This is a genomic window from Lentzea chajnantorensis (assembly GCF_054300775.1).
In genome coordinates this window covers 6,566,351-6,585,522 of the sequence record NZ_JBSDZT010000002.1, presented here as the reverse complement: position 1 = coordinate 6,585,522, position 19,172 = coordinate 6,566,351, and the positions used below count along the sequence as shown (strand labels likewise).

The following is a 19,172-nucleotide window of genomic DNA, read 5'->3' as shown; positions in this document are numbered from 1 at the left end:
GATGTGCTGAGGCCGATGCCCCTCGATCGGGGGATGGTCGAGGGGCACCGGGTTGGTGTCTCCGTCAGCGTGTGTCAGCTGGTAGGAGCACGATGTGAGGTCAGATGGCGCGGACGGCGGTGGCCTGCGGGCCCTTGGGGCCCTGGGTCACCTCGAACTCGACGCGCTGGTCGTCCTCGAGGCTGCGGTAGCCGTGACCGTCGATCTCCGAGTAGTGCACGAAGACGTCTGGCCCGTTCTCACGGGAGAGGAAGCCGAAGCCCTTCTCCGCGTTGAACCACTTCACGGTTCCCCGTGTCATTGTCCTTCTCCTTGTCAGGGGCTGGGGTGGGCACCGCGGAATGCGATTCCCAGGCCGGGCTTCAGACGGCGACTTCTCCAGCTTGTCCTGCAGGAAAAAGAAAGAAGCGCCCGCAACACCGTTTCCGCGAGCGTGATGAACCACGAACACAAAACTCTACGACCACCTCGTGCAACACCGCCGCGGGCAAATTAGTTCCCGTGGTGGCATCAGGTGTCGCACGTCACCGGCAGATGCAGCCTCGGGACAGCGCGGAGGCGGTGGTCGCGGTGCAGTAGCGAACACCGATCGGGTCGTGCTCGTGCCACGGGTGCGGGCACACGACACAGATGCCTGCGGTGCCTGAGTGCTCGGAGTGGTCGGCCAGTACGGCGGTTTGCAGCTCAGACACGGGCATGCGGGTACTCCGATGATCGGTGTTGGAAGAAGAGGATGCGGGTGTTCAGGATGGTTCCTTCGCGGACCTCGATGGCACGCCGGATGATCTCGCTGGAGTCCCAGGCGCCGGTGAGCACCGGACGCAGGTGCGGGAGCAGCGCTTCGCTGATCCCCCAGGTCGCCGAGCTCCACAGGACAGGACGGGCTGTGGTCCACGCTGTGGTAAGGCACGTGGTCGCCCACCAGGAAGTCCTGCTCCGTGAACGAGGTGGGCGTGCCCATCCGAAGCCATGCCCGCGTCGCAGGAGACGCCGACGACCAGGGCGCCAGTGGCCAAAGTGGACAGATCGTCGTTTTGCGAGGAGGTCCGCGTGGATCCTGGCCAGGTGTAACGGATGCGGGGAAAGCCGGGTCCGTTCTCCTTGCGGGACTGCGCGATCACTCCGAGGCTGAGCTGTTCCACGTGTCTCCTGTCCGTGGTGGCGGACCCGCGCGGCTCACGAAGACAGGTCGACGCTGCGCCGAACGGGCCGCTGTGCGGCAGAGAGTCAGTAGCCACTGAGGTTGGGTGGCTGCAGCGCCGTGGGTGCCGCCCGATCGAGGTCAGCCGCACGGAGGCGGAACACCTGCAGCTCGACGCCGAAGTACTTGGTGGTCTCGCCGACCCAGTGCATGCCGTTGTTGCGGACGGTGGCCGCGGCGCGGGCGTTGCCAGGGCGGACGACGGCGAAGATCTCCTGGACGTTCTGGCTGAACGCCCAGCTGGCCAGCGCGTGGGTGGTCTCGGTGGCGTAGCCGTTGCCCCAGGCGTCGGGGCACAGCTGCCAGCCGATCTCCAGATCCTCGTCGCCTGGCGGCAGCGGAAGCAGGACGGCGCCGCCGATCACACGATCGTCCGTGTTGCGCTGGATGGCCCATCGGCCGGCCGGAGCGGGCAACCGGGCGCCTTCAGCGCTCCACTGCTGCAGCAACAGCCGCATGGCCGCGAGGTCGGGCACCCGGTCCATGTCGGGACTGAGCCAGCGTGTCACCTCGGCGTGGCCGTAGACGTCCAGCGCGGCCTGTGCGTCGTCGACCATCCAGGGCCGCAAGGTCAGGCGCTCTGTGGTCAGCGGGTGGGTCGTCCATGTCGACGTGCTCATATCGGTACTCCGTCCCCCGGTTGCGCGAGCTGGCCGGGTGATGTTCGAGCAAATGGTCCGATATGGATCGCCAGGCCATTTCGGGAAGGATCGAGGAGGCCGTTGAAAAGCGGCACTTTTTCCTCCATGCTACACGCACCACTGGCACAAGTGGTCGAGCCCTGTGTGATCAGAAAATCCGGCCTACGTCATCCTGAGAGTCAGCTGTGAGTATCTGACCTGCAGGTTTGGGTCACTGAAGGCGTTTTCCGTACTTCGATCTGACATGCGGGTGGGTGATCCAGAAATTTGGCGACATTTCGGTCGATCATGACTGAATCGGTGTAGAGTGAAGTTGCCGAGAACAGCGCGTATATGGGCAATCGAGTTCATGCCGTGCTCGGCGAAACTAGACCGGCTGTTTTTCCGGCCGGGGACGGGAGTCCTGACATGACGTCAGCACCCCACCTTTCCGAAGCCTCACCTGCCACTGCGATCCCCGAGCAGTCTCAGCTCTCGCAACGACTGAGGCTGCGGCCGAAGGCGCCCACGACGGGACACGTCGACGGGGCCTGGTGGCCACGTTCCCGCGACCTCGCCGCCGAGCTGCCCTCGTTGCTCGCAGCGCTGGGAGCTCGCCTGGGCGACATCCTGCGGGTGAGCTACAACATGACCGAGTGGAACTCCGCGCCGCGCCGCATCATCGGCGACGGCCGCCAGATCCGGCTCGACGGGTTCATCTCCAGGCCCCCGCACACCGTGGACGTGCTCGCGGCGGACAAGCACCGGCTCACGCTGCTCGTCGTGCCGTCGAACACCGACCCGGCCGCCGCGCAGCAGACCATGATGATCACCGCCGATCGCGGCAACACCCAGACTGTCGACGACCTGCTCGCTGCGGGCGTCAGCATGACCGCGTCGACGCAACGCACGGCCGACCTGTCCCGGATCGCTCTCGCGGGCTGGGAAGCAGACGGCGGCCGAATCCCGGAGCAGAACAGGAAGCACACCCCATGACGACATCGACCTACCTGTCCTTGTACGAGCGCAGAGTCAAGCTGGTCCAAGAAGTCCTGGCTGCGCACACCGAACTCAGCGCGAAAGACGCACAGGGTCTTGCCGTGCACGTGCTGGGCGCGTTGGACCACATCCCGGAGCACGTCCGCTGATCGCCGACCGGCGCGTTCCAACAGCCCGGGCGCCCCGGGAGGACTCAGCGCCGGTGGTCACCGGTCCCACGTTCCAGCCGACCCGGAAGGTCCTTTGTGCTTCGCACGTACGGTTTCCTGAGTACGTATCCACCCACGCAATGCGGACTCGCCACGTTCACCGCTTCTCTGCTGAGCCATCTGACCGCGGTGACGCCGGACAGCAAGGGCAAGGTGGTCCGTGTTCTCGCGGAGCCGGATCACGAACCCGCCGCCGTAGCGGGAACATCAGTGGTGCACGAGATGATCCCCGGCGCGGTCGAGGCCGCGGCCGACGTGCTCAACCGCTGCGACATGGTGGTGGTGCAGCACGAGTACGGGATCTACGCCGGCCGTGATGGTGCGGACGTGCTCGGTGTGCTGGCCCGGCTGCGGGTCCCGGTGATCATCGTGCTGCACACGGTGCTCACCACGCCCACCCCTGGCCAGCGGCAGGTGCTCGAGGAGGTAGTCGGCTACGCCGACGCCGTGGTGACCATGTCCGAAGCCGCGCGGCGCCGGCTCGTGGACGGCTACGCCGTCGGACGGCCCGATGAGGTCGTCGTGATTCCGCACGGCGCGCTCCCCGTCGAGCCACCCGCCCGCGATCCGTCCGCAGACAGGCCGATGATCCTCACCTGGGGCTTGCTGGGGCGTGGCAAGGGCATCGAGTGGGGCATCTCCGCACTGGGTGCGTTGCGCGATCTGAAGCCGCGTTACCTGGTGGCCGGCCAGACCCATCCCAAGGTGCTGGCGCACGAGGGTGAGGCCTACCGCAGGAACCTGCGCAACCGCGCCGCCGCGTTCGGCGTCGCGGACCTGGTCGAGTTCGATTCGACCTACCTCGAAGTGGACGCACTGGCGGAGCTGGTCGGCCAGGCCGACGTCATCCTCCTGCCCTACGACTCGTCCGAGCAGGTCACGTCCGGTGTGCTCGTCGAAGCCCTGGCCGCTCGCAAACCGGTGGTCGCGACCGAGTTCCCTCACGCCGCCGAGCTGCTGGCGAACGGGGCCGGGCTGCTGGTGCCCCACCGCGACCCTGCCGCCATCACCGCGGCGTTGCGGCGGGTGCTGACCGAACCGGGACTCGCGGCCGGGATGAGCGACCGCTCGGCGAGCCTCGCCCCGGCACTGAACTGGCCGGCGGTCGCGAGCCGGTATCGAGACCTGGCGGAGCACCTGCTCGCCGCCCGAGTCGCCGTGACGGCGTGACCGGCCCGAGTTTCACCCACCTGGCCCGGCTCAGCGACGACACGGGCCTGTACGAGCACGCCGACGGGCCGTTGCCTCGCCGGGAGCACGGCTACTGCCTGGACGACGTCGCCCGAGGCTTGGTCGTCCTGAGCCGCGAGCCGGAGCTGTCCGCCGATCTGGTCATCCTGCTGGAGCGCTATCTCGCCTTCACCGCTCACGCGCAGGCCGACGACGGGCGGTTCCACAACCGGCTCGTACCCGACCGCGGCTGGCGGGACGGGCCGGGGCTGGGTGACTGGTGGGGGCGTGCGTTGTGGGGACTGGGCACCGCGGCTGCCCGCTGCCCGGTGCCCTGGATGCGCACGGCTGCTCTGGACCGCTTCGAGGCAAGCGCCCACCACAGGCCTCCGTCGGTGCGGTCGATGGCCTTCGCCGCGCTCGGCGCCGCCGAGGTGCTCAGCGCCGACTCCGAGCACGCCCTCGCGGCCAAGCTGCTCGGTGACATCGCCTCGTACGTCGGCGAACCCGGCGACGTACCGACCTGGCCGTGGCCGGAGAAACGACTCTTCTACGCCAACGCGGTGCTGCCCGAGGCGCTGATCGCCGCAGGTCATCTCCTCTCGGAACGCAAGATCCGCGACGACGGGCTGCGGCTGCTGGACTGGCTGCTGACCGTCGAGTCCGCCGAGATCCATCTCTCGCCGACCCCGGCCGGCGGCTGGCACCTCGGCGAGCCTCGCCCGGCGTTCGACCAGCAACCCATCGAGGTGGCGGCGCTGGCCGACGCCTGCGCCCGCGCCTACCAGGTCACCGGCGACCTGATGTGGCTCACCGATGTCCGCCGCGCGGTCGCGTGGTTCGACGGCGACAACGACCTGGGTCTGCCCATGCACGACAGGGAGACCGGGGGCGGCTACGACGGACTCACGCACGGAGGACCCAACCGCAACCAGGGCGCCGAGTCGACCCTGGCGCTGATCTCCACCCTGCAACACGGCCGCACTCTGCTGGGGAGCACCGGATGAACGCCCGTGTCACTCGCGCCTCGCTGCGGCTGCGGCCGGATCCGCGCCGGGTCATCACCAAACTGTTCGTGCCGGGAGAGGAACGGCCCGAACACGAGTCGCGGTCCGCGGCCGTGATCCGGCGAGTGATGGCGCTGGACGAGGAAACCGCGTGCGCCACGCTCGACCGCGCCATCGGCCTGTTCGCGGGACGCCACAGGGACGTCCGCGTGACTTTCGCCGACCACTTCGCGAGCGTCAGCCACCGCTTCCCCGAGGGCGTCGAGCTGTCCGAGTCCCGCCGGCTGCTCATCGGCGCGTACTTCACGCATGAGTACGCTATCGAAGGCGCCGCGCTGTGCAACCCGTCCATGGTCGCGCACCCCGATCAGAGCGGGCTGGCACCGGGACATCTGCGGTTCGTGCTGAGTGTCCGCGGCATCGGTGAGGGCCATCTGTCGTCGATCGGTTTCCGGACCGGGGTGGTCGGTCCTGACGGTGTGCTCACCGTCGACGCGCCCCCGAACGTCATCACCACCGGCCTCCATCGGGAGGCGGTGTACGAGAAGAGCCTCTTCCTGGGCAAACTCGCCGAGCCTCGGCCACGACGACGAGGTCTCCGCCGTGCTGAACCGGTGGCTGCCCGAGCGGTTCACCGACGCCGACCTGAATCTCGTGCTGGCCGATCTGCACCCGAGTCTGGTCGCCCGCCAGGAGGCACACCGGACCGTGGAGCTGATCCGGTGGATCGCCGCGTGCAACTACACCTCGGAGTTCCCCGACGACACCGTCATCAGCGGCCGGGTGCTCTGGCCGACCGGCCCGTCCGAACGCCAGGGCATGGAAGACGCCAGGTTCGTGCGCTTCACCGACGATGATGGCGACCAGACCTACTACGCCACCTACACCGCCTACGACGGTGTGGACGTCGCACCACAGTTGTTGCAGTCCAAGGATTTCCGCACCTTCCACGTCACACAGACGACGGGGTCGGCCGCTCGCAACAAGGGCATGGCCCTGTTCCCCAGGAAGATCGGCGGCCGGTACGCGGCGTTGTCGCGCGGCGACGAGGAGAGCACGGCCGTGGCGACCTCCGACGACATCAGGACCTGGAACGAGCCACGACCGGTGGAGGTGCCCGCCAGGGACTGGGACCTCGTCCAGGTCGGCAACTGCGGTTCGCCCATCGAGACTTCCGAGGGCTGGCTCGTGCTGACCCACGGAGTCGGCCCGATGCGCGTCTACTCGATGGGCGCGATCCTGCTCGACCTCGACCACCCCGAACGGGTGCTGGCGACCCTGCCTCAACCGCTGCTGCTGCCCACCGCCGCCGAACGCGACGGCTACGTACCCAACGTCGTCTACTCCTGCGGTCCCCTGTTGCACGACGACACGCTGGTGATCCCCTACGGTGCCAGCGACGCCTCCATCGGGCTGGCGACCACGTCACTACGTGGCCTGCTGGCCGCCCTGACCGGGGAAAGCGAGCCTCAGCACGCGTTTCCACACGCTGGCGGTCTGTTGTAGCAACGGGCCAGTGGTGTGGGGCAGGCCGAATCGTTCGCAGAGCGCACGTACGCGCGGCGCGATCTCGGCGTACCGGTTGCTCGGCAGGTCCGGGAACCGGTGATGCTCGATCTGGTGGCTGAGGTCTCCGGTCATGAGGTGGAACAGCGTGCCGCCGTCGATGTTCGCCGAACCGGCCAGTTGACGCAGGTACCACTCACCGCGGGTCTCGCCGTCGAGTTGGTCCTCGGTGAAGACCACCGTGCCGTCAGGAAAGTGGCCGCAGAAGATGATCGTGTGCGTCCACACGTTGCGGATCGTGTTCGCGGTCAGGTTCGCGAGCAACGTCGGCAGGAACGACGGGCCTGACAGCAGTGGGAACGCGACGTAGTCCTTGATCACCTGACGGCCGGCCTTGCCGAGGACACCGCGCAGCTGCCTCGCGCAAGCTCTTCTCGCCACGCCAGGCACGTTCCAGCTCGACGTCGTAGATCGTGATGCCCCACTCGAAGAACATCGCGAGCGCCATGTTGTAGAACGGCTGCGCCAGGTAGATCGGGTGCCACGGTTGTTCCGGGTGGATGCGCAGCGCGCTGTAGCCGATGTTGAGGTTCACCCCGAACGGTGGACAGGGGCTTAAGAGGTCCTAACAGAATCGTTGGACGTGGCGGTAGCAGATGATGCAGGTAGCGAGGCCGAGGAAGGCTTCGTGGATGTCGTCGCGGCGTTCCCAGCGGATGCGCAGGCGTTTCATGCCGTGGTACCAGGCGATCGTGCGCTCCACGACCCAGCGGACTGTCCCCAGGCCGGAGCCGTGGGACTCGCCGCGGCGAGCGATCCGCGGCGTGATTCCCCTGGCGCGCAGGCGTCTGCGGTACTTGTCGTGGTCGTAGCCGCGGTCGGCGTAGACCGTCCTCGGGCGTCGGCGCGGCCGGCCCCGTCTGCCGCGCACGTTGGGCACCGCGTCCAGTAGGGGCTCGAGACCGGTGACGTCGTTGCGGTTGCCGCCGGTGAGCAGGACCGCGAGCGGGATGCCCCCGCCGTCGGTCAGGACGTGGTGTTTGGAGCCCGGCCGGGCGCGGTCGACCGGGCTCGGCCCGCTTTTGGGCCGCGTCGAGCAGCACGGACGTGCGAGGTGTCGATCACTGCCCGGTCCCAGTCCAGCCTGCCCGCCGAGTGCAACTCCGCCAGCAGAAGCTCATGCAGCCGCGACCACACGCCAGCCTCGTTCCAGTCGCGCAACCGCCGCCAGCAGGTCATCCCGGAGCCGAAGCCCAACTCCTGTGGCAGGAACTCCCACTGGATCCCGGTGTGCAGCACGAACAGAATTCCGCACAGCACCTGCCGGTCCGGCACCCTCTTACGACCAGGATTACGCGGCCTGCGCGGCACCACCGGCAGTAGCGGCTCGATCCGCTCCCACAGATCGTCCGAGACGATCCACGGCGGCGACTGACCCCTCCTCACGGTCAAACATGATCCACATCCGACATGCTGCACGCCACCACGTTGATCATTCTGTTAGGACCTCTTAGGCATACAACCGTCCACTTGGGACGGAAAAGCAAGATCGCCCGCTGAACCTGCTTACGCAGGTCAGCGGGCGATTCTTATGCTGTATCCAATTGTGGAGCTGAGGGGACTCGAACCCCTGGCCCTCACACTGCCAGGCTGGGGCTGCCGTTGGTGTACGTGGAGCCGCAGCGGATGCACAGGTCCGTTGCGACGATCCAGTACCGGCTGCCGTCGGGCGAGCGCACCAGCGCGGGGTCGCGCACGCCCTTCGTGCCGATCGTGGAGCGCAGCGCCGGTGCGCCGCCGTTGAGGTCGGTCCAGTGCAGGCCGTCGCTGCTGTGCGCGAGGTGGAGCTGCTGGTCGATCGCGGAGTCATCGGTGAAGTGCACCATCAGGTAGCCGGGCTCGGCGACGGCGCGCTGCGGTGCGGCGAGGGAGTGGGAGCCCAGGAGCAGGGCAACGGCCGCGACCAGTGCCGCGAGCCGGGAGGTGAGTGCGCGCATGTGCCCTTCTTGCCGGGATGGGTCGGGTGGGGACGGGAGGGGTGGCCGCCAGCCGGCACCCACCCCTCCCGAGCTGTGGTGTGGTCAGCCGGTCAGGCGGAACGTGGCATCGCTGCGCGCCGTGGCGGTGGTGATCTGTTCCAGCTTCAGGAGGTAGGCGTAGTGCCGGATGTAGCGGTCGGGGTGGTTGTAGGACTGGAACGAGCTCCACGACGACGAGGCCAGCCCGGCGACCTGGCGGAAGGTGGCGTCCGCCGCGAACTGAGTGGTGCCGTCCAGCGGCGCGAGCACGAAGTCGTAGTTCACGTGCCGCAGGTAGTAGCCGGGGTAGTTGACCGACTGGAACGACACGGCGGAGGGGTCGGCCAGGCCCGGCATGATCCGGAACTGGGCGTCCTGCGCCGGGCTGACGTTGGCGTCGATGCGCACGTCGAAGTCGGCGTGCCGGACGTAGCGGTCCTGGAAGTTGAACGACTGCAGGCGGTTCACCGGCCGGCTCGTGCCGTACTTGGCCAGCACGCGGCTCTCTTCCGCGGCGGTCAGGCCCATGATCCCGCCGTGGCGCTTGCGGGTGCCGCCGAGCGAGTAGTCCGACACGGTGCGGAAGTTCCGCGTGCTGCCGAGGTTGGTGGACGCGATCGGCATGTACCCGCGGCCGGTGGCGAACTGGTCGAGCCACAGCGCCCACTCGTTGCGGTTGTTGAACGGCATCCACATCGGTCCCTCGACGACGTTGCCGCCGGTGGCGCCGTTGGAGATGCCCATGTGCGACAGGTCGCCGATCCGCGTCCACGTTCCCAGGACCGAGTTGCTGCCCTCGATGGTGATGTGACCGTCCGCGGAGGCGCGGTAGTACCGGAACCCGCCGGTGCTGGTCGGCGACTCGACGATCTGGGTGTCGATGACGCCCTGGTTGCCGCTGCGGTCGATGTACACGGCCGGCGCGCTGACCGTGCGGAAGTCGCGGGTCCGCGTGTAGTAGATGCGGTGCTTCTTGACACCGTTGAGGGTCGCGTTCGTCGCCCAGTAGATGACGTAGTCGCCGGAGGCGGGGTCGAAGATCGCCTCGGGCGCCCACGCGTCACCCGCGCCGGGGATCGCGCCGGCCACGTCGAGCAACCGCGGCGCCGACCAGTTCACCAGGTCGGTGGACTCCCACACGACCAGCGACTTGCTGCCGCGGTTGGCCGCGTCGTCCCACGAGGTGCCGCTCGCGATGCGCAGGTCCGTCGCGATGATCCAGTAGCGGCTGCCGTCGGGGGAGCGGACGATCGCGGGGTCGCGCACGCCCTTCGTGCCCACGGTGGACAGGAGCGCCGGTGCGCCGTCGTTGAGGTCGGTCCAGTGCAGGCCGTCCTTGCTGTGCGCGAGGTAGAGCCGCTCCCCGCTCGCGGACTCACCGGTGAAGTGCGCCATCAGGTAGCCGGTGAACGGGTCGGCGGCCGATGCCCGGTCCACGGCGACGAGGACCTGTGCGGTGAGCACCAGCAGCGCCGCGACCAAGGCCGCGGCGGCGCGCGACGTGGTTCGTTGCACGGTTTGTTCTCCTCCGGTCAGAGGGTGGGGACGATCGGGGCGATGGTGCCGTCGGCGTTGAACGTCATGCGGTCGACGGCGACCTCGCGGTTGGTGCCGTTGCCACCGGGTACGGCGAACCGGTGGTAGGCGGCGTACCAGGTGTCGGTGCCCGGTACCTGGACCACCGAGTGGTGGCCGGTGCCCTTGATGCCGAGCTCCAGGCGTTTCTGGAGCACGACACCACGTGCGGTCCACGGCCCGAGCGGCGAGGGACCGGTCGCGTAGGCCACCCGGTAGTTCTCGTCACGGGTGTCGTTCTCGGACCACATGAAGTAGTAGGTGCCGTTGCGCTTCAGCACGAACGACGCCTCGCGGAACCCCGGCGTGGTGATGGTGCGCACCGCCGCCGGGTCGAAGGAGACCATGTCGGCGTTCAACGGCACGACGTGCGCGGCACCGTTGCCCCAGTACAGGTAGGACTGCCCGTTGTCGTCGGTGAACACCATCGGGTCGATGGCCTGACCGGGGTGGGTGCCGGCCCGGACCAGTGGCTGGCCGAGCGCGTCGCGGAACGGGCCGGTGGGGGAGTCGGACACGGCCACGCCGAGGTGCTTGCGCGTGTCACCGGTGGCCGCGCCACCGCTGAAGTACAGGTAGTACCGGCCGTTCTTGGTGACGACCGCGGGCGCCCACGCCGAGTTGTCGGCCCAGGAGACGTCCGGTCCGTGGTCCAGGACCACGCCGTGGTCGGTCCAGTTCACCAGGTCGGTCGACGAGAACGCCTTGTAGTACGGGGAGGACCAGCTCGCGTACCCGTCGGTCGTCGGGTACAGGTAGAAGCGGCCGTTGAGGTGGGTGATGTGCGGGTCGGCGAACAGGCCGGGCATCACCGGGCCCTTGGCGGTCTTCGGCTGCCACGGTGCCGTGACCTTGAAGGAGCTGTCGGCGCGGAACCTGTCCGTGTCCTGGTAGGACTCCACCCACAGCTCGAAGTTCTTGTGCCGCAACCGCCGGTCCGGGTAGTTGAACGACACCAGTGACACCGAACCGGTCACCGAGCCGTCGGCGGTGCAGAACGTCGCGTCCCCGCGGAAGGTGGGTGTGCCGTCGTTGGCCTCCAGGCGCACCCGCAGGTCGCGGTGGCGCAGGAACATCCCGTTGGCGGCCTGCAACGAGTAGCACGACGGTGACGCCAGCCCGTTGACCACGGTGACCGTGGCGTCCGACCGGACCTGGGCGGAGCTGCCCGAGGTCACGGCGTCGAGGCGGCCCAGGAAGTCGGCGTGGCGCAGGAACCGGCCGGGGTGGCTCACCGCCTCCAGCGACCGCGCGCCGACGGGCAGGGTGGCCGCGGACGCCGGCGTTGCGGGCAGGACGAGGGTCGATGCGACGACGAGAGAGGACGCCGTGAGCAGGCGGGTCCCTCGGTTCATGACGGCTCCGATCATCGTCGAACGGGGCGAATCGTCGAGTTAGCGCTAACATCATTCGATTGTGCGGCTCATACGGCGAGCTGCTGTGCGGTGTCGAATGAGTGTTAGCGTTAACATCTTTCGGTTGAGCTAAATGAGAGCACGACGGCAACTCGGGCGTCAACGGATCGTGTCGATGAGGTGTCGAACGGTCAACACGCCGCATCGACGACAGCGATGTGCTCGGTCAACCAGACGATCTCGTCGTGCAGCCACGTCCCGGGGCCCAGGACGCGTCCGGCGCGCGCGTGGAAGTCGCGTTCGGCCTCGACCCTCGCGACGACGCGCCCGCCGAAGCCCCGGCGCTGGTCCTCGGCCAGGCCGTACGCGTCGAGGAAGGTGCGCAGGAGACCCAGCTGGTGGTCGAGCGGGTGGGTGATCTCGGGACCGAGCAGCCACAACCACGCGGCGTAGGCGACGTCGTGGACGCGGGGACCGGGGGTGGCCTGGTCGAAGTCGAAGGCGGACACGGGAAGACCGCGCGAGAAGGCGACGTTGAGCGGTGAGAAGTCGTTGTGGCACACCGTCTCCTCGGCACCCGCGAGCGGCGCTCCCGCGGTCGCGTCGTGCAGCCGCCGCAACAGCCGGGCCGCGGCGGTGACCTGGGCGGACGACCAGTCTCGGGCCCGGAACCCGGTCACCACCTCACCCCGCTGGAAGCTGAGGACCTCGCGCCCCCTGTCGTCGATGCCCAGCAGCCTCGGCGCGGCCTCGCACCCCACGTCCTCCAGGTGTCGCAGCAGCCGGTGCACGAACGGCGAATGCGGCCCGACCGGGCGCCGCACCGTGTCTCCCACCCGGACCACGCCCTGCGTGATCATGCCACCGGTCAGCGGGATCTCGACGGAAGACAACTGTGAACTCCTGGTGGTTGTTGGCATGCTCGACGCCGTTGAGCAGATCAAGTTCCGAGCGGTGGTGTCCAACAACCGACACGCCGGCGACCAACAACCAGGAGTTGTCGATGGACCTCGGTGCCGTCCGTGCCTTCCTCGCCGTCGTCGACACCGGGCACTTCACCGAGGCGGCCGACCACCTGGGCCTGAGCCAGCAGGCCGTGTCCAAGCGGATCGCCAGGCTGGAGTCCGACCTGGACGTCGTCCTCCTCACCCGGTCCCGCACCGGTGCCGGTCCCACCGAGGACGGCGCGGCCTTCCTCCCGCACGCCAGGGCGTTGATCGGCCTCGCCGACCAGGCGACCGCGATGCTCCACGCCCGCCGCCGCCCGCTGCGCATCGACGTGCTCGCCCGCGTCGCCGCACCGATCGACCTGGTCCGCTCCTTCTACGAGGCCGGCGACGTGGACGTCGACGTCGTCATCTCGCGCGGAGCCGTCCCCCGGCACGCGGCACTCGCCGACGGCTCGGTCGACGCGGCGTTCGGCCGCGTCACCGGACCCCTTCCCGCGGGGATCGAGTGCGTCCCCGCCTGCCTGGAACCGATTCCCGTGCTGGTCGGCCGCCGGCACCGCCTCGCCCGGCGCAGGCGTGTGCCGATGGCGGAGCTGGCGGGCTTGACGGCGTGGATGCCCGGCAACACCGGCGACAGCGAGTGGGCGGAGTACTACCACTTCCTCAGCGCCGAGTTCGGCGTGCGGATCGACAGCTCGGGCCCGGTGTTCGGCGGCGAGCACGTGATGGACGAGATCGGGGCCTCGGCCGAGCTCATCACGTTCGGCAACACCAGGCAGTTCCCCGTGCACCGGGACGTCGTCCAGCTCACCGTGGTCGACCCGACGCCGGTCTACCCCTGGTCGCTGCTGCGGCACGGGGCGAACCGCCACCCGGCACTGCCGCTGCTCGCCGACCACGTGCGGGCCCGCCACCGCCCGTTCGACCCGCGGCACCAGTGGTTGCCTGCTCCCGACCGGACATCAACCGGGTAGCAGCGCGAGCTCCGCCTCCGCCATTTCCCGTTGCCCGCGGTTGCCGAGGGTGTCGAGCTTGCCGAGCGCGAACGTCAGGCAGGCCCGAGCCTGCTCGACCTCACCCGTGCGGCGCCGCGCGACGCCTTCGTTGAGCGCCAGCTCCCCCTCGGTGCGGTAGCTCATCTGGAAGCTCACCGATCGTCGTCCTCGCGTCGTGGTAGCTCTCCGCCGCTTCCTTCCAGCGACCCAACGCCGACAGGCAGTCGCCCATGAGCGTCAGCAGCAACGCCAACATCCGGTCCAGCGTCTCCTGGTTGGTCTGGTCGCGGTTCTGCTTCGACTGGTCGAGTGTGGACGCGAACCGCTCCAACGCGTCGGCGAACCTGCCTGCTGCCAGCAGGCAGACGCCCAGGCCGAGGGACGTCCAGACCCGGTGCTGGAAGTAGTCGAACTCCCCGGACCCCTCATAGGCGAAGGTGATGTGTTCGAGCCCTTCCGCGAACTTGCCGAGGTGTGCGAGCACCAGCCCGGTGGACAAGTTGGCGGACATGACGATCCGGCGGTGTCCGATCTCCTCCGCAATCGCCATCGCTTCCCGCAGCGTTGCGAGCGCGAGCTCCTGTTCGTCGGTGCAGCGGTGCTGCGTCGCGCCGAGCAGGTTCAGCATCTCGGCCTCACCGCGCCGGTCGCGCAGTGCCCTGGCGGCCTTCAGGCCGAGCTCGAAGACCTCGTTCCAGCGGTGCTTCTGCTCGCGGCCGATGGCGTAGCAGTGGATCGCATCCGCGAAGTCGAGCACCTGGCGGTGCCGGCCGAGTGCCGCGGTCTCCTGGTGCACCGCCAACCAGTTCGAGGCCTCCCGGTCGAGCCACTCGGCCGCCTCCTCGTACGAGCGGAACGGGCAGTCCCGCGGCACCTCCCGCACGTCCGGGAAGAACAGCCCGCCCGCCGCGGACGCCAGGTCCAGGACGTGCGTGGCGAAGGCGTCGCGCAGCTCGTCGCGCACGTCCTGCGGCTCTTCCGCAAGCCGGCGTTCGCGCGCGAAGATGCGGATCAGGTCGTGGAACTGGAAGCGCACCGACTCGGTCGTGATCGTCAGCAGGGACATCTCGACGAGCTCGTCCAGCACCAGACCGACCTCGGCCACCGGCACACCGGTCGCCACAGCGGCGAGATCGTCGTCGAAGTGCACGCCGGGAACGGCGGCCAGCCGGCGGAACACCGACCGGGCCCGCGGCGACAACGCCTGGTACGACGTCGAGAACGCCGTCCGCAGGTCCTCGTCGCCCATCGAGAGCGAGTCCAGCAGCCTCCGCTCGTCCCGCAGCTCACCCGCCAGCGCGGCGACCGATCGCCCGTCGCGCCCGGCAGCGAGACGGGTGCACACCATCCGCACCGCCAGCGGCAGGTTCCCGCACAGCGCCACCAGCTCCCGCACGGCCTCGGGTTCCTCGCGCACCACCTGCTCGCCGGCGACGGCCGCGACCAGCTCCACGGCACCGTCCTGCGTCAGCGTGTCCAGCAGCACCCAGCGCGCCGACTCCAGCCCCGCGAGCACGCGCCGGCAGGTCACGACCGTCAGGCACCCCTCGCTCATCGTCAGCAACGGCCTGACCTGGCTCTCGTCGGAGGCGTTGTCCAGCAGCACGAGCACCCGCCGGTCGCGCAACACCTTGCGGAACAACGAACTGCGCTCGTCGAGCGTCGCGGGCATCCGCCACGGCGGCACGTCCAGCGAGGCCAGCATCTGTTCCAGCGCCGCGGCGGGGCTGAGCGGCCGGTCGTCGACGCCGCGCAGGTCCAGCGCGAGGCAGCCGTCGGGGAAGGAGGAGAGCAGGTCCTCCGCCGCCGCCACCGCCAGCGACGTCTTCCCGACCCCCGGTGGTCCCGCGATCACGACGACGCCACCGGCTTCGGCCTCGCGGGACAGCTGCAGGAGCTCCTGCTGCCGTCCGACCAGGCCGGGCACCGCCGGCAGGCTGCGCAACGCCGCGTTCTTCGCGGCCCCGGCCGAGCGGCGACGCCCCTGCCTCGCCAGGGAGAGGAAGGAGTCCCTGGCACCCCCCGCGAGTCCCAGCGCGTCGGCGAGCAGCTCCGTCGAGCGCTCCTGCGGCGCACTCGCCCGGCCGCGTTCCAGCTCGCGCAACGCACGGACGCTCATCCCGGAGGCGAGGGCCAAGCCTGCCTGCGTCAGTCCCGCTGCCGTCCGGAGGCTCAGCAGGACCTCACCGAACGGCGACTCGGACGCCGAGGTGTGGGTGGCACTCATGGCCTCACTCTCCCTGCCTTGAATGGCCGACTGATGTGGAACGGGGATGAAGTTCGGGAGAACGTCATCCGGGAGTGGCGGTCTCCGCCACCGGCAACAGGGCCAGCTCGGCCTCCACCGGCGCGCGGTCACCGCGGTCGGCGGGGTCGTCGCAGAGGTCGAGTGCGCGCGTGAGGCACTCGCGTGCGCGCTTGAAGTCGCCCGCCTGGCGCCACGCCGTGCCCTCGCACACGAGCAGCTCCACCCGGCTGCGGTAGGTGGGTCGGTCCGTCCCGAGCAGTCTGACGACCTCGTGGTAGTGCTCGGCGGCCTCGGCCCAGCGACCCAGGCCGGCGAGGCAGTCGCCGATGTTCATCCGCACCAGCACCACCGTCTTCCCGGCCACCTCCTGGTTCGTCTCACCGATCCGTTCGGAGGCCTCCACGAGCAGTGGGGCGAGAACGGCGAGGGCCTCGGCGAAGTGGCCGGTCGCAAGCCGCAGACCACCACACCCGAGCTGCATCCAGAACCGGGTCTCGAAGAAGTCGTACGGCTCCGACATCTCGAAGGCGAGTTCGGCGTGCCGCAGCGCCTCCTCGGGCCTTCCCGCGAACACCAGCGGCCACCCCAGCGCCGAGTGCGCGACCATGGCGCCCTGGTGGTGGCCGATCTCCTCGGCGAGGGTCAGCGCCTCGAACATGGTGCTCAGAGCGCGTTCGCTGTCGCCGTGGCCCCACTGGAACGCTGCTCCCCACTGGGTGAGCAGGTCGGCCTCCGCCTTCTGGTCTCCCAATTGCCTCGCAGCGCGTACACCGAGCTCGAACACGTCGGTCCAGTCATGCCCCGCGTAACGCCCGTGCGCGTAGTTGTACAACGACCAGGTGCAGTCGACCACCTCGCGGTACCGGTGGGCCTCCGTCGCCCGGTGCAGCACCAGGAGCCAGTTGGTGGACTCCTGCTCCAGCCACTCCCTCGCCTCCTCCTGGGACCCGAACGGGCTGTCCGGCGGCACGTCCGCCACCGTGGCGAGGAACAGCCGGGCGGCGGCGGTGGTCTTCCGCAGCACGTGGGTCAGAAGGGCGTCCTGCAGCCGGTCCCTGACGTCCTCCGGTTCCTGCGCTGCCAGGCGTTCCCCGGCGAACAACCGGACGAGGTCGTGGAACTGCAACCGCATCCGCGCGGCCGTCACGGTGAGCAGCGATGCCTCGACCAGTTCGTCCAGCTGTGCCTCGACCTCCTGCGCGGACACCCCGGTGACGACCGCCGCGAGCTCCTCGCTGAAGTGGGCTCCCGGGATGAGGGCGAGCCTGCGGAACACCTCCTGCGCCGCGGGGCTGAGCCTGCGCAGCGACAGCTCGAAGGCGGGCCTGAGCCGCAGGTCGCCCGCCGCGAGCGAGTCGAGCCGCCGGTGTTCGTCGCGAAGCTGTCCGGCCAGGTAGGACAGCGACCAGTGCCGGCGGGTCGCCAGCCGGTTGCCGACGATCCGCACGGCCAGCGGGAGGTTGCCGCACAGGTCCACCACCTCCCTGGCGGCGGCGGGATCGGCCAGCACGACGTCCTCGCCGACGATCGTGGTCAGGAGGTCGACGGCGCCCTGCTCGGGCAGCACGTCGAGCACCAGGCGCTGCACCGGGTCCAGGTCCGCGAGGTCCAGGTCCGGGAGCGAACGCCGGCACGTGATGATCGTGAAGCTGTGGTCGGCACCGGCCAGCAACGGCAGCACCTGCGCCTCGTCGGCGGCGTTGTCCAGCAGGACCAGGGTGCGGCGGTCCCGCATCAGCGTGCGGAAGAGCGAGCTCCGTGCGGCTTCCCCGGGAGGGACGCGGCCGGCGGGCACGCCGAGCGCGGTGAGCATCCGCTCCAGCGCGAACCCGGGCTGGACGGGCTGGTCGTCCACACCGCGCAGGTCGATTGCGAGGCAGCCGTCCGGGAAGTGCCCCTTCAGACGGTCCGCGGCGGTCACGGCGAGCGAGGTCTTCCCGACACCGGGAGGCCCGGCCACGACCGTGGTGCCCCCTGCCCGCGCGGCGCGGGACAGCCGGCCGAGCTCGTCGTCCCTGCCGACCAGAGCGGGCACGGCGGGCAAGCCGTACAGCATCGTCCTGGTGCCGGACGCGCTGGACCTGCGCCTGCCCTCCCTGGCCAGCAGGAGGAACGACTCGCGTTCGTCGCCGGTCAGCCCCAGCGCGGTCGCCAGCAGCTCGGTGGACTTCTCCTGAGCGGCCGCGGCCCGTCCGTGCTCCAGCTCGCGCAGCGCGCGCACGCTCAACCCGGAGGCGAGCGCCAGCTCCCTTTGCGACAGGCCCGCCGAGGTCCGGTACCTCAGCAGACAGTGGCCGAAGGACGGACCGGGTGGTTCATCGCGCAGCTCTGTCACGCGGACCATTCAACCCCGCCACCCGTGAGGTGCAAAGGGGCAGGGTGATGTGTCCGTCTGTACCGATGATGTTCTCAGCGGGAGGAAACCACGTCACCCTCGCGCGCGGAGTGCCGGGGGTGCGTTCGCCTCACCGTCCGGATTGGACAGTGCGGCGCCGGCGCGGCGTTCGCGGTTCGACGGTCCCCAGTGCACCGGGGTGGGGGCGGCCGAGCCGGACGCAGGCCGCCACGTGTCCGTCGAGGACCTCCTGCAGGGGCGCCGGCCTGCGGACCGGCGGGGTGAAGCCGTCCTCGGCCTCCGCCGACCACAGAGCCGGGTGCACGGACATGCCCTGCCGCGGACCCAGCCCGGCGGTGTCGTCCCGCCACGTCGGCCACAGCACCTCGCGGTAGTGCCCGGCCGCGCCGCCGTTCACGAGCCAGTCCAGCCAGCGGTCGTGGTCCAGTCCCGTGGTCTGCCACGCGAGGGTGGCGGGGCTGAAGTAGATCACGTCGTCCGGGCGGCCCGGTCTGCCGTGTGAGCGGGGCTCGGGGCCGTTGAGCACGAACACGCCCCCCAGCGCGTCGTGCGCGACCACCAGCCCGGCCGCCGGCCGCCGGTCCACCTCGGCCGACCGGTGGAAGCCGTCCGGTGCGGCCGGCCGGTGCACGCCGTTCACCTCGGCGATGCCGGGCATGCCCTCCGGTCCACCGCCCGACCCGCCGTAGACCCGCACCCAGCTCTCGTGCAGCAGGATGCCGCCGGTGTTGAGGACGATCGCGCCCAGTCGCGACTCCGCGCTGAGCCGCAACCGCCGCAGCGCCGCACGGCACGCGCCCGGATCGGGCCGGAGCACCGTGGACCGGGCCAGGCTGCAGTTCAGGTCGGCGGCCAGCCACTCCCACACGGCGTCCTGCACGTCGGCGAGCTCTTCGGCGTTCGTCACTGGTTCTTCCCGTTCTCGGCTCCGGCGCGGCGGTGGTGCGCTTTCCGGCCTAGTGC

Annotated in this window: 19 protein-coding genes; 6 read left to right on the top strand and 13 right to left on the bottom strand. The window is 69.6% G+C overall.

Going from position 1 to position 19,172, the window contains the following annotated elements; genetic code table 11:
• Positions 1 to 100: 100 nt before the first annotated feature.
• From ACVDFE_RS31480 to ACVDFE_RS31470, 3 genes are all read right to left on the bottom strand, one after another.
• Positions 101 to 301 (bottom strand): cold-shock protein, encoded by a 201-nt coding sequence (locus ACVDFE_RS31480; protein WP_360388152.1) that lies wholly within the window; start codon positions 299 to 301, stop codon positions 101 to 103.
• Positions 302 to 524: 223 nt separating this feature from the next.
• The gene (locus ACVDFE_RS31475; protein ID WP_458433053.1) at positions 525 to 698 is read right to left on the bottom strand and encodes an RGCVC family protein; all 174 of its coding nucleotides are present in this window, start codon (positions 696 to 698) and stop codon (positions 525 to 527) included.
• A 529-nt stretch (positions 699 to 1,227) separates the two neighbouring features.
• Positions 1,228 to 1,821: a GNAT family N-acetyltransferase gene (locus tag ACVDFE_RS31470; RefSeq protein ID WP_458433051.1), complete on the bottom strand. Its 594-nt coding sequence runs from the start codon at positions 1,819 to 1,821 to the stop codon at positions 1,228 to 1,230.
• Between the two features lie 429 nt (positions 1,822 to 2,250).
• Here ACVDFE_RS31470 and ACVDFE_RS31465 point away from each other — a divergent pair, with 429 nt between their 5' ends.
• From ACVDFE_RS31465 to ACVDFE_RS31445, 5 genes are all read left to right on the top strand, one after another.
• Positions 2,251 to 2,817, top strand: coding sequence for a DUF5994 family protein (locus ACVDFE_RS31465; protein WP_360388161.1), 567 nt, complete (start codon positions 2,251 to 2,253; stop codon positions 2,815 to 2,817).
• Positions 2,814 to 2,969 carry a DUF6307 family protein gene (locus tag ACVDFE_RS31460; protein WP_360388164.1) on the top strand — a complete coding sequence of 52 codons (156 nt, stop codon included), beginning with the start codon at positions 2,814 to 2,816 and terminating at the stop codon, positions 2,967 to 2,969. The genes ACVDFE_RS31465 and ACVDFE_RS31460 overlap by 4 nt, the downstream gene beginning before the upstream one ends.
• Positions 2,970 to 3,251: 282 nt before the next feature.
• Positions 3,252 to 4,199, top strand: a complete 948-nt coding sequence (locus ACVDFE_RS31455) for a glycosyltransferase (protein WP_458433049.1) — start codon at positions 3,252 to 3,254, stop codon at positions 4,197 to 4,199.
• Positions 4,196 to 5,206: a hypothetical protein gene (locus ACVDFE_RS31450; RefSeq protein WP_458433048.1), complete on the top strand. Its 1,011-nt coding sequence runs from the start codon at positions 4,196 to 4,198 to the stop codon at positions 5,204 to 5,206. Before ACVDFE_RS31455 ends, ACVDFE_RS31450 begins: the two co-directional genes overlap by 4 nt.
• A 603-nt stretch (positions 5,207 to 5,809) precedes the next feature.
• Positions 5,810 to 6,712: a glycoside hydrolase family 130 protein gene (locus tag ACVDFE_RS31445; RefSeq protein ID WP_458433046.1), complete on the top strand. Its 903-nt coding sequence runs from the start codon at positions 5,810 to 5,812 to the stop codon at positions 6,710 to 6,712.
• Here ACVDFE_RS31445 and ACVDFE_RS31440 read toward each other — a convergent pair.
• The 6 genes from ACVDFE_RS31440 to ACVDFE_RS31415 all read right to left on the bottom strand — a co-directional run bounded on the left by ACVDFE_RS31440 (position 6,635) and on the right by ACVDFE_RS31415 (position 12,553).
• Complete coding sequence (locus ACVDFE_RS31440; RefSeq protein ID WP_458433045.1) at positions 6,635 to 7,153, bottom strand: fatty acid desaturase family protein; 519 nt, start codon at positions 7,151 to 7,153, stop codon at positions 6,635 to 6,637. The genes ACVDFE_RS31445 and ACVDFE_RS31440 overlap by 78 nt on opposite strands.
• Positions 7,154 to 7,337: 184 nt before the next feature.
• Positions 7,338 to 8,158, bottom strand: a protein-coding gene (locus ACVDFE_RS31435) for an IS5 family transposase (RefSeq protein WP_458433044.1) whose coding sequence is annotated in 2 segments (ribosomal slippage) — positions 7,338 to 7,795 and positions 7,795 to 8,158 — 822 coding nt in all. Because the reading frame shifts where the segments join, the coding sequence is not laid out codon by codon here.
• 191 nt (positions 8,159 to 8,349) lie between these two features.
• Positions 8,350 to 8,709 carry a hypothetical protein gene (locus ACVDFE_RS31430; RefSeq protein ID WP_458433043.1) on the bottom strand — a complete coding sequence of 120 codons (360 nt, stop codon included), beginning with the start codon at positions 8,707 to 8,709 and terminating at the stop codon, positions 8,350 to 8,352.
• Between the two features lie 84 nt (positions 8,710 to 8,793).
• On the bottom strand, positions 8,794 to 10,245 hold the full coding sequence (locus tag ACVDFE_RS31425) for a glycoside hydrolase family 43 protein (RefSeq protein WP_458433042.1): 1,452 nt from the start codon (positions 10,243 to 10,245) through the stop codon (positions 8,794 to 8,796).
• Positions 10,246 to 10,262: 17 nt separating this feature from the next.
• Positions 10,263 to 11,660, bottom strand: coding sequence for a family 43 glycosylhydrolase (locus ACVDFE_RS31420; protein WP_458433041.1), 1,398 nt, complete (start codon positions 11,658 to 11,660; stop codon positions 10,263 to 10,265).
• Between the two features lie 191 nt (positions 11,661 to 11,851).
• Positions 11,852 to 12,553, bottom strand: a complete 702-nt coding sequence (locus tag ACVDFE_RS31415) for a phosphotransferase (RefSeq protein WP_458433040.1) — start codon at positions 12,551 to 12,553, stop codon at positions 11,852 to 11,854.
• A 110-nt stretch (positions 12,554 to 12,663) separates the two neighbouring features.
• Here ACVDFE_RS31415 and ACVDFE_RS31410 point away from each other — a divergent pair, with 110 nt between their 5' ends.
• A complete protein-coding gene (locus ACVDFE_RS31410; RefSeq protein ID WP_458433039.1) occupies positions 12,664 to 13,584 on the top strand; it encodes a LysR family transcriptional regulator in 921 nt (306 codons plus the stop codon).
• Here the strand turns inward: ACVDFE_RS31410 and ACVDFE_RS31405 are convergent.
• From ACVDFE_RS31405 to ACVDFE_RS31390, 4 genes are all read right to left on the bottom strand, one after another.
• On the bottom strand, positions 13,573 to 13,749 hold the full coding sequence (locus tag ACVDFE_RS31405) for a hypothetical protein (RefSeq protein ID WP_458433037.1): 177 nt from the start codon (positions 13,747 to 13,749) through the stop codon (positions 13,573 to 13,575). The genes ACVDFE_RS31410 and ACVDFE_RS31405 overlap by 12 nt on opposite strands.
• The gene (locus tag ACVDFE_RS31400) at positions 13,685 to 15,832 is read right to left on the bottom strand and encodes an NB-ARC domain-containing protein (RefSeq protein ID WP_458433036.1); all 2,148 of its coding nucleotides are present in this window, start codon (positions 15,830 to 15,832) and stop codon (positions 13,685 to 13,687) included. The genes ACVDFE_RS31405 and ACVDFE_RS31400 overlap by 65 nt, the downstream gene beginning before the upstream one ends.
• A gap of 64 nt (positions 15,833 to 15,896) precedes the next feature.
• Complete coding sequence (locus ACVDFE_RS31395; protein ID WP_458433035.1) at positions 15,897 to 18,188, bottom strand: NB-ARC domain-containing protein; 2,292 nt, start codon at positions 18,186 to 18,188, stop codon at positions 15,897 to 15,899.
• 130 nt (positions 18,189 to 18,318) lie between these two features.
• Positions 18,319 to 19,116: a DUF2625 family protein gene (locus ACVDFE_RS31390; RefSeq protein ID WP_458433033.1), complete on the bottom strand. Its 798-nt coding sequence runs from the start codon at positions 19,114 to 19,116 to the stop codon at positions 18,319 to 18,321.
• Positions 19,117 to 19,172: the final 56 nt, after the last annotated feature.

Coding starts and splice junctions, on each gene's coding strand:
- ACVDFE_RS31480 (WP_360388152.1), bottom strand. CDS start 301: ATGACACGGGGAACCGTGAAGTGGTTCAACGCGGAGAAGGGCTTCGGC.
- ACVDFE_RS31475 (WP_458433053.1), bottom strand. CDS start 698: ATGCCCGTGTCTGAGCTGCAAACCGCCGTACTGGCCGACCACTCCGAG.
- ACVDFE_RS31470 (WP_458433051.1), bottom strand. CDS start 1,821: ATGAGCACGTCGACATGGACGACCCACCCGCTGACCACAGAGCGCCTG.
- ACVDFE_RS31465 (WP_360388161.1), top strand. CDS start 2,251: ATGACGTCAGCACCCCACCTTTCCGAAGCCTCACCTGCCACTGCGATC.
- ACVDFE_RS31460 (WP_360388164.1), top strand. CDS start 2,814: ATGACGACATCGACCTACCTGTCCTTGTACGAGCGCAGAGTCAAGCTG.
- ACVDFE_RS31455 (WP_458433049.1), top strand. CDS start 3,252: ATGATCCCCGGCGCGGTCGAGGCCGCGGCCGACGTGCTCAACCGCTGC.
- ACVDFE_RS31430 (WP_458433043.1), bottom strand. CDS start 8,709: ATGCGCGCACTCACCTCCCGGCTCGCGGCACTGGTCGCGGCCGTTGCC.
- ACVDFE_RS31420 (WP_458433041.1), bottom strand. CDS start 11,660: ATGAACCGAGGGACCCGCCTGCTCACGGCGTCCTCTCTCGTCGTCGCA.
- ACVDFE_RS31410 (WP_458433039.1), top strand. CDS start 12,664: ATGGACCTCGGTGCCGTCCGTGCCTTCCTCGCCGTCGTCGACACCGGG.
- ACVDFE_RS31405 (WP_458433037.1), bottom strand. CDS start 13,749: ATGAGCTACCGCACCGAGGGGGAGCTGGCGCTCAACGAAGGCGTCGCG.
- ACVDFE_RS31400 (WP_458433036.1), bottom strand. CDS start 15,832: ATGAGTGCCACCCACACCTCGGCGTCCGAGTCGCCGTTCGGTGAGGTC.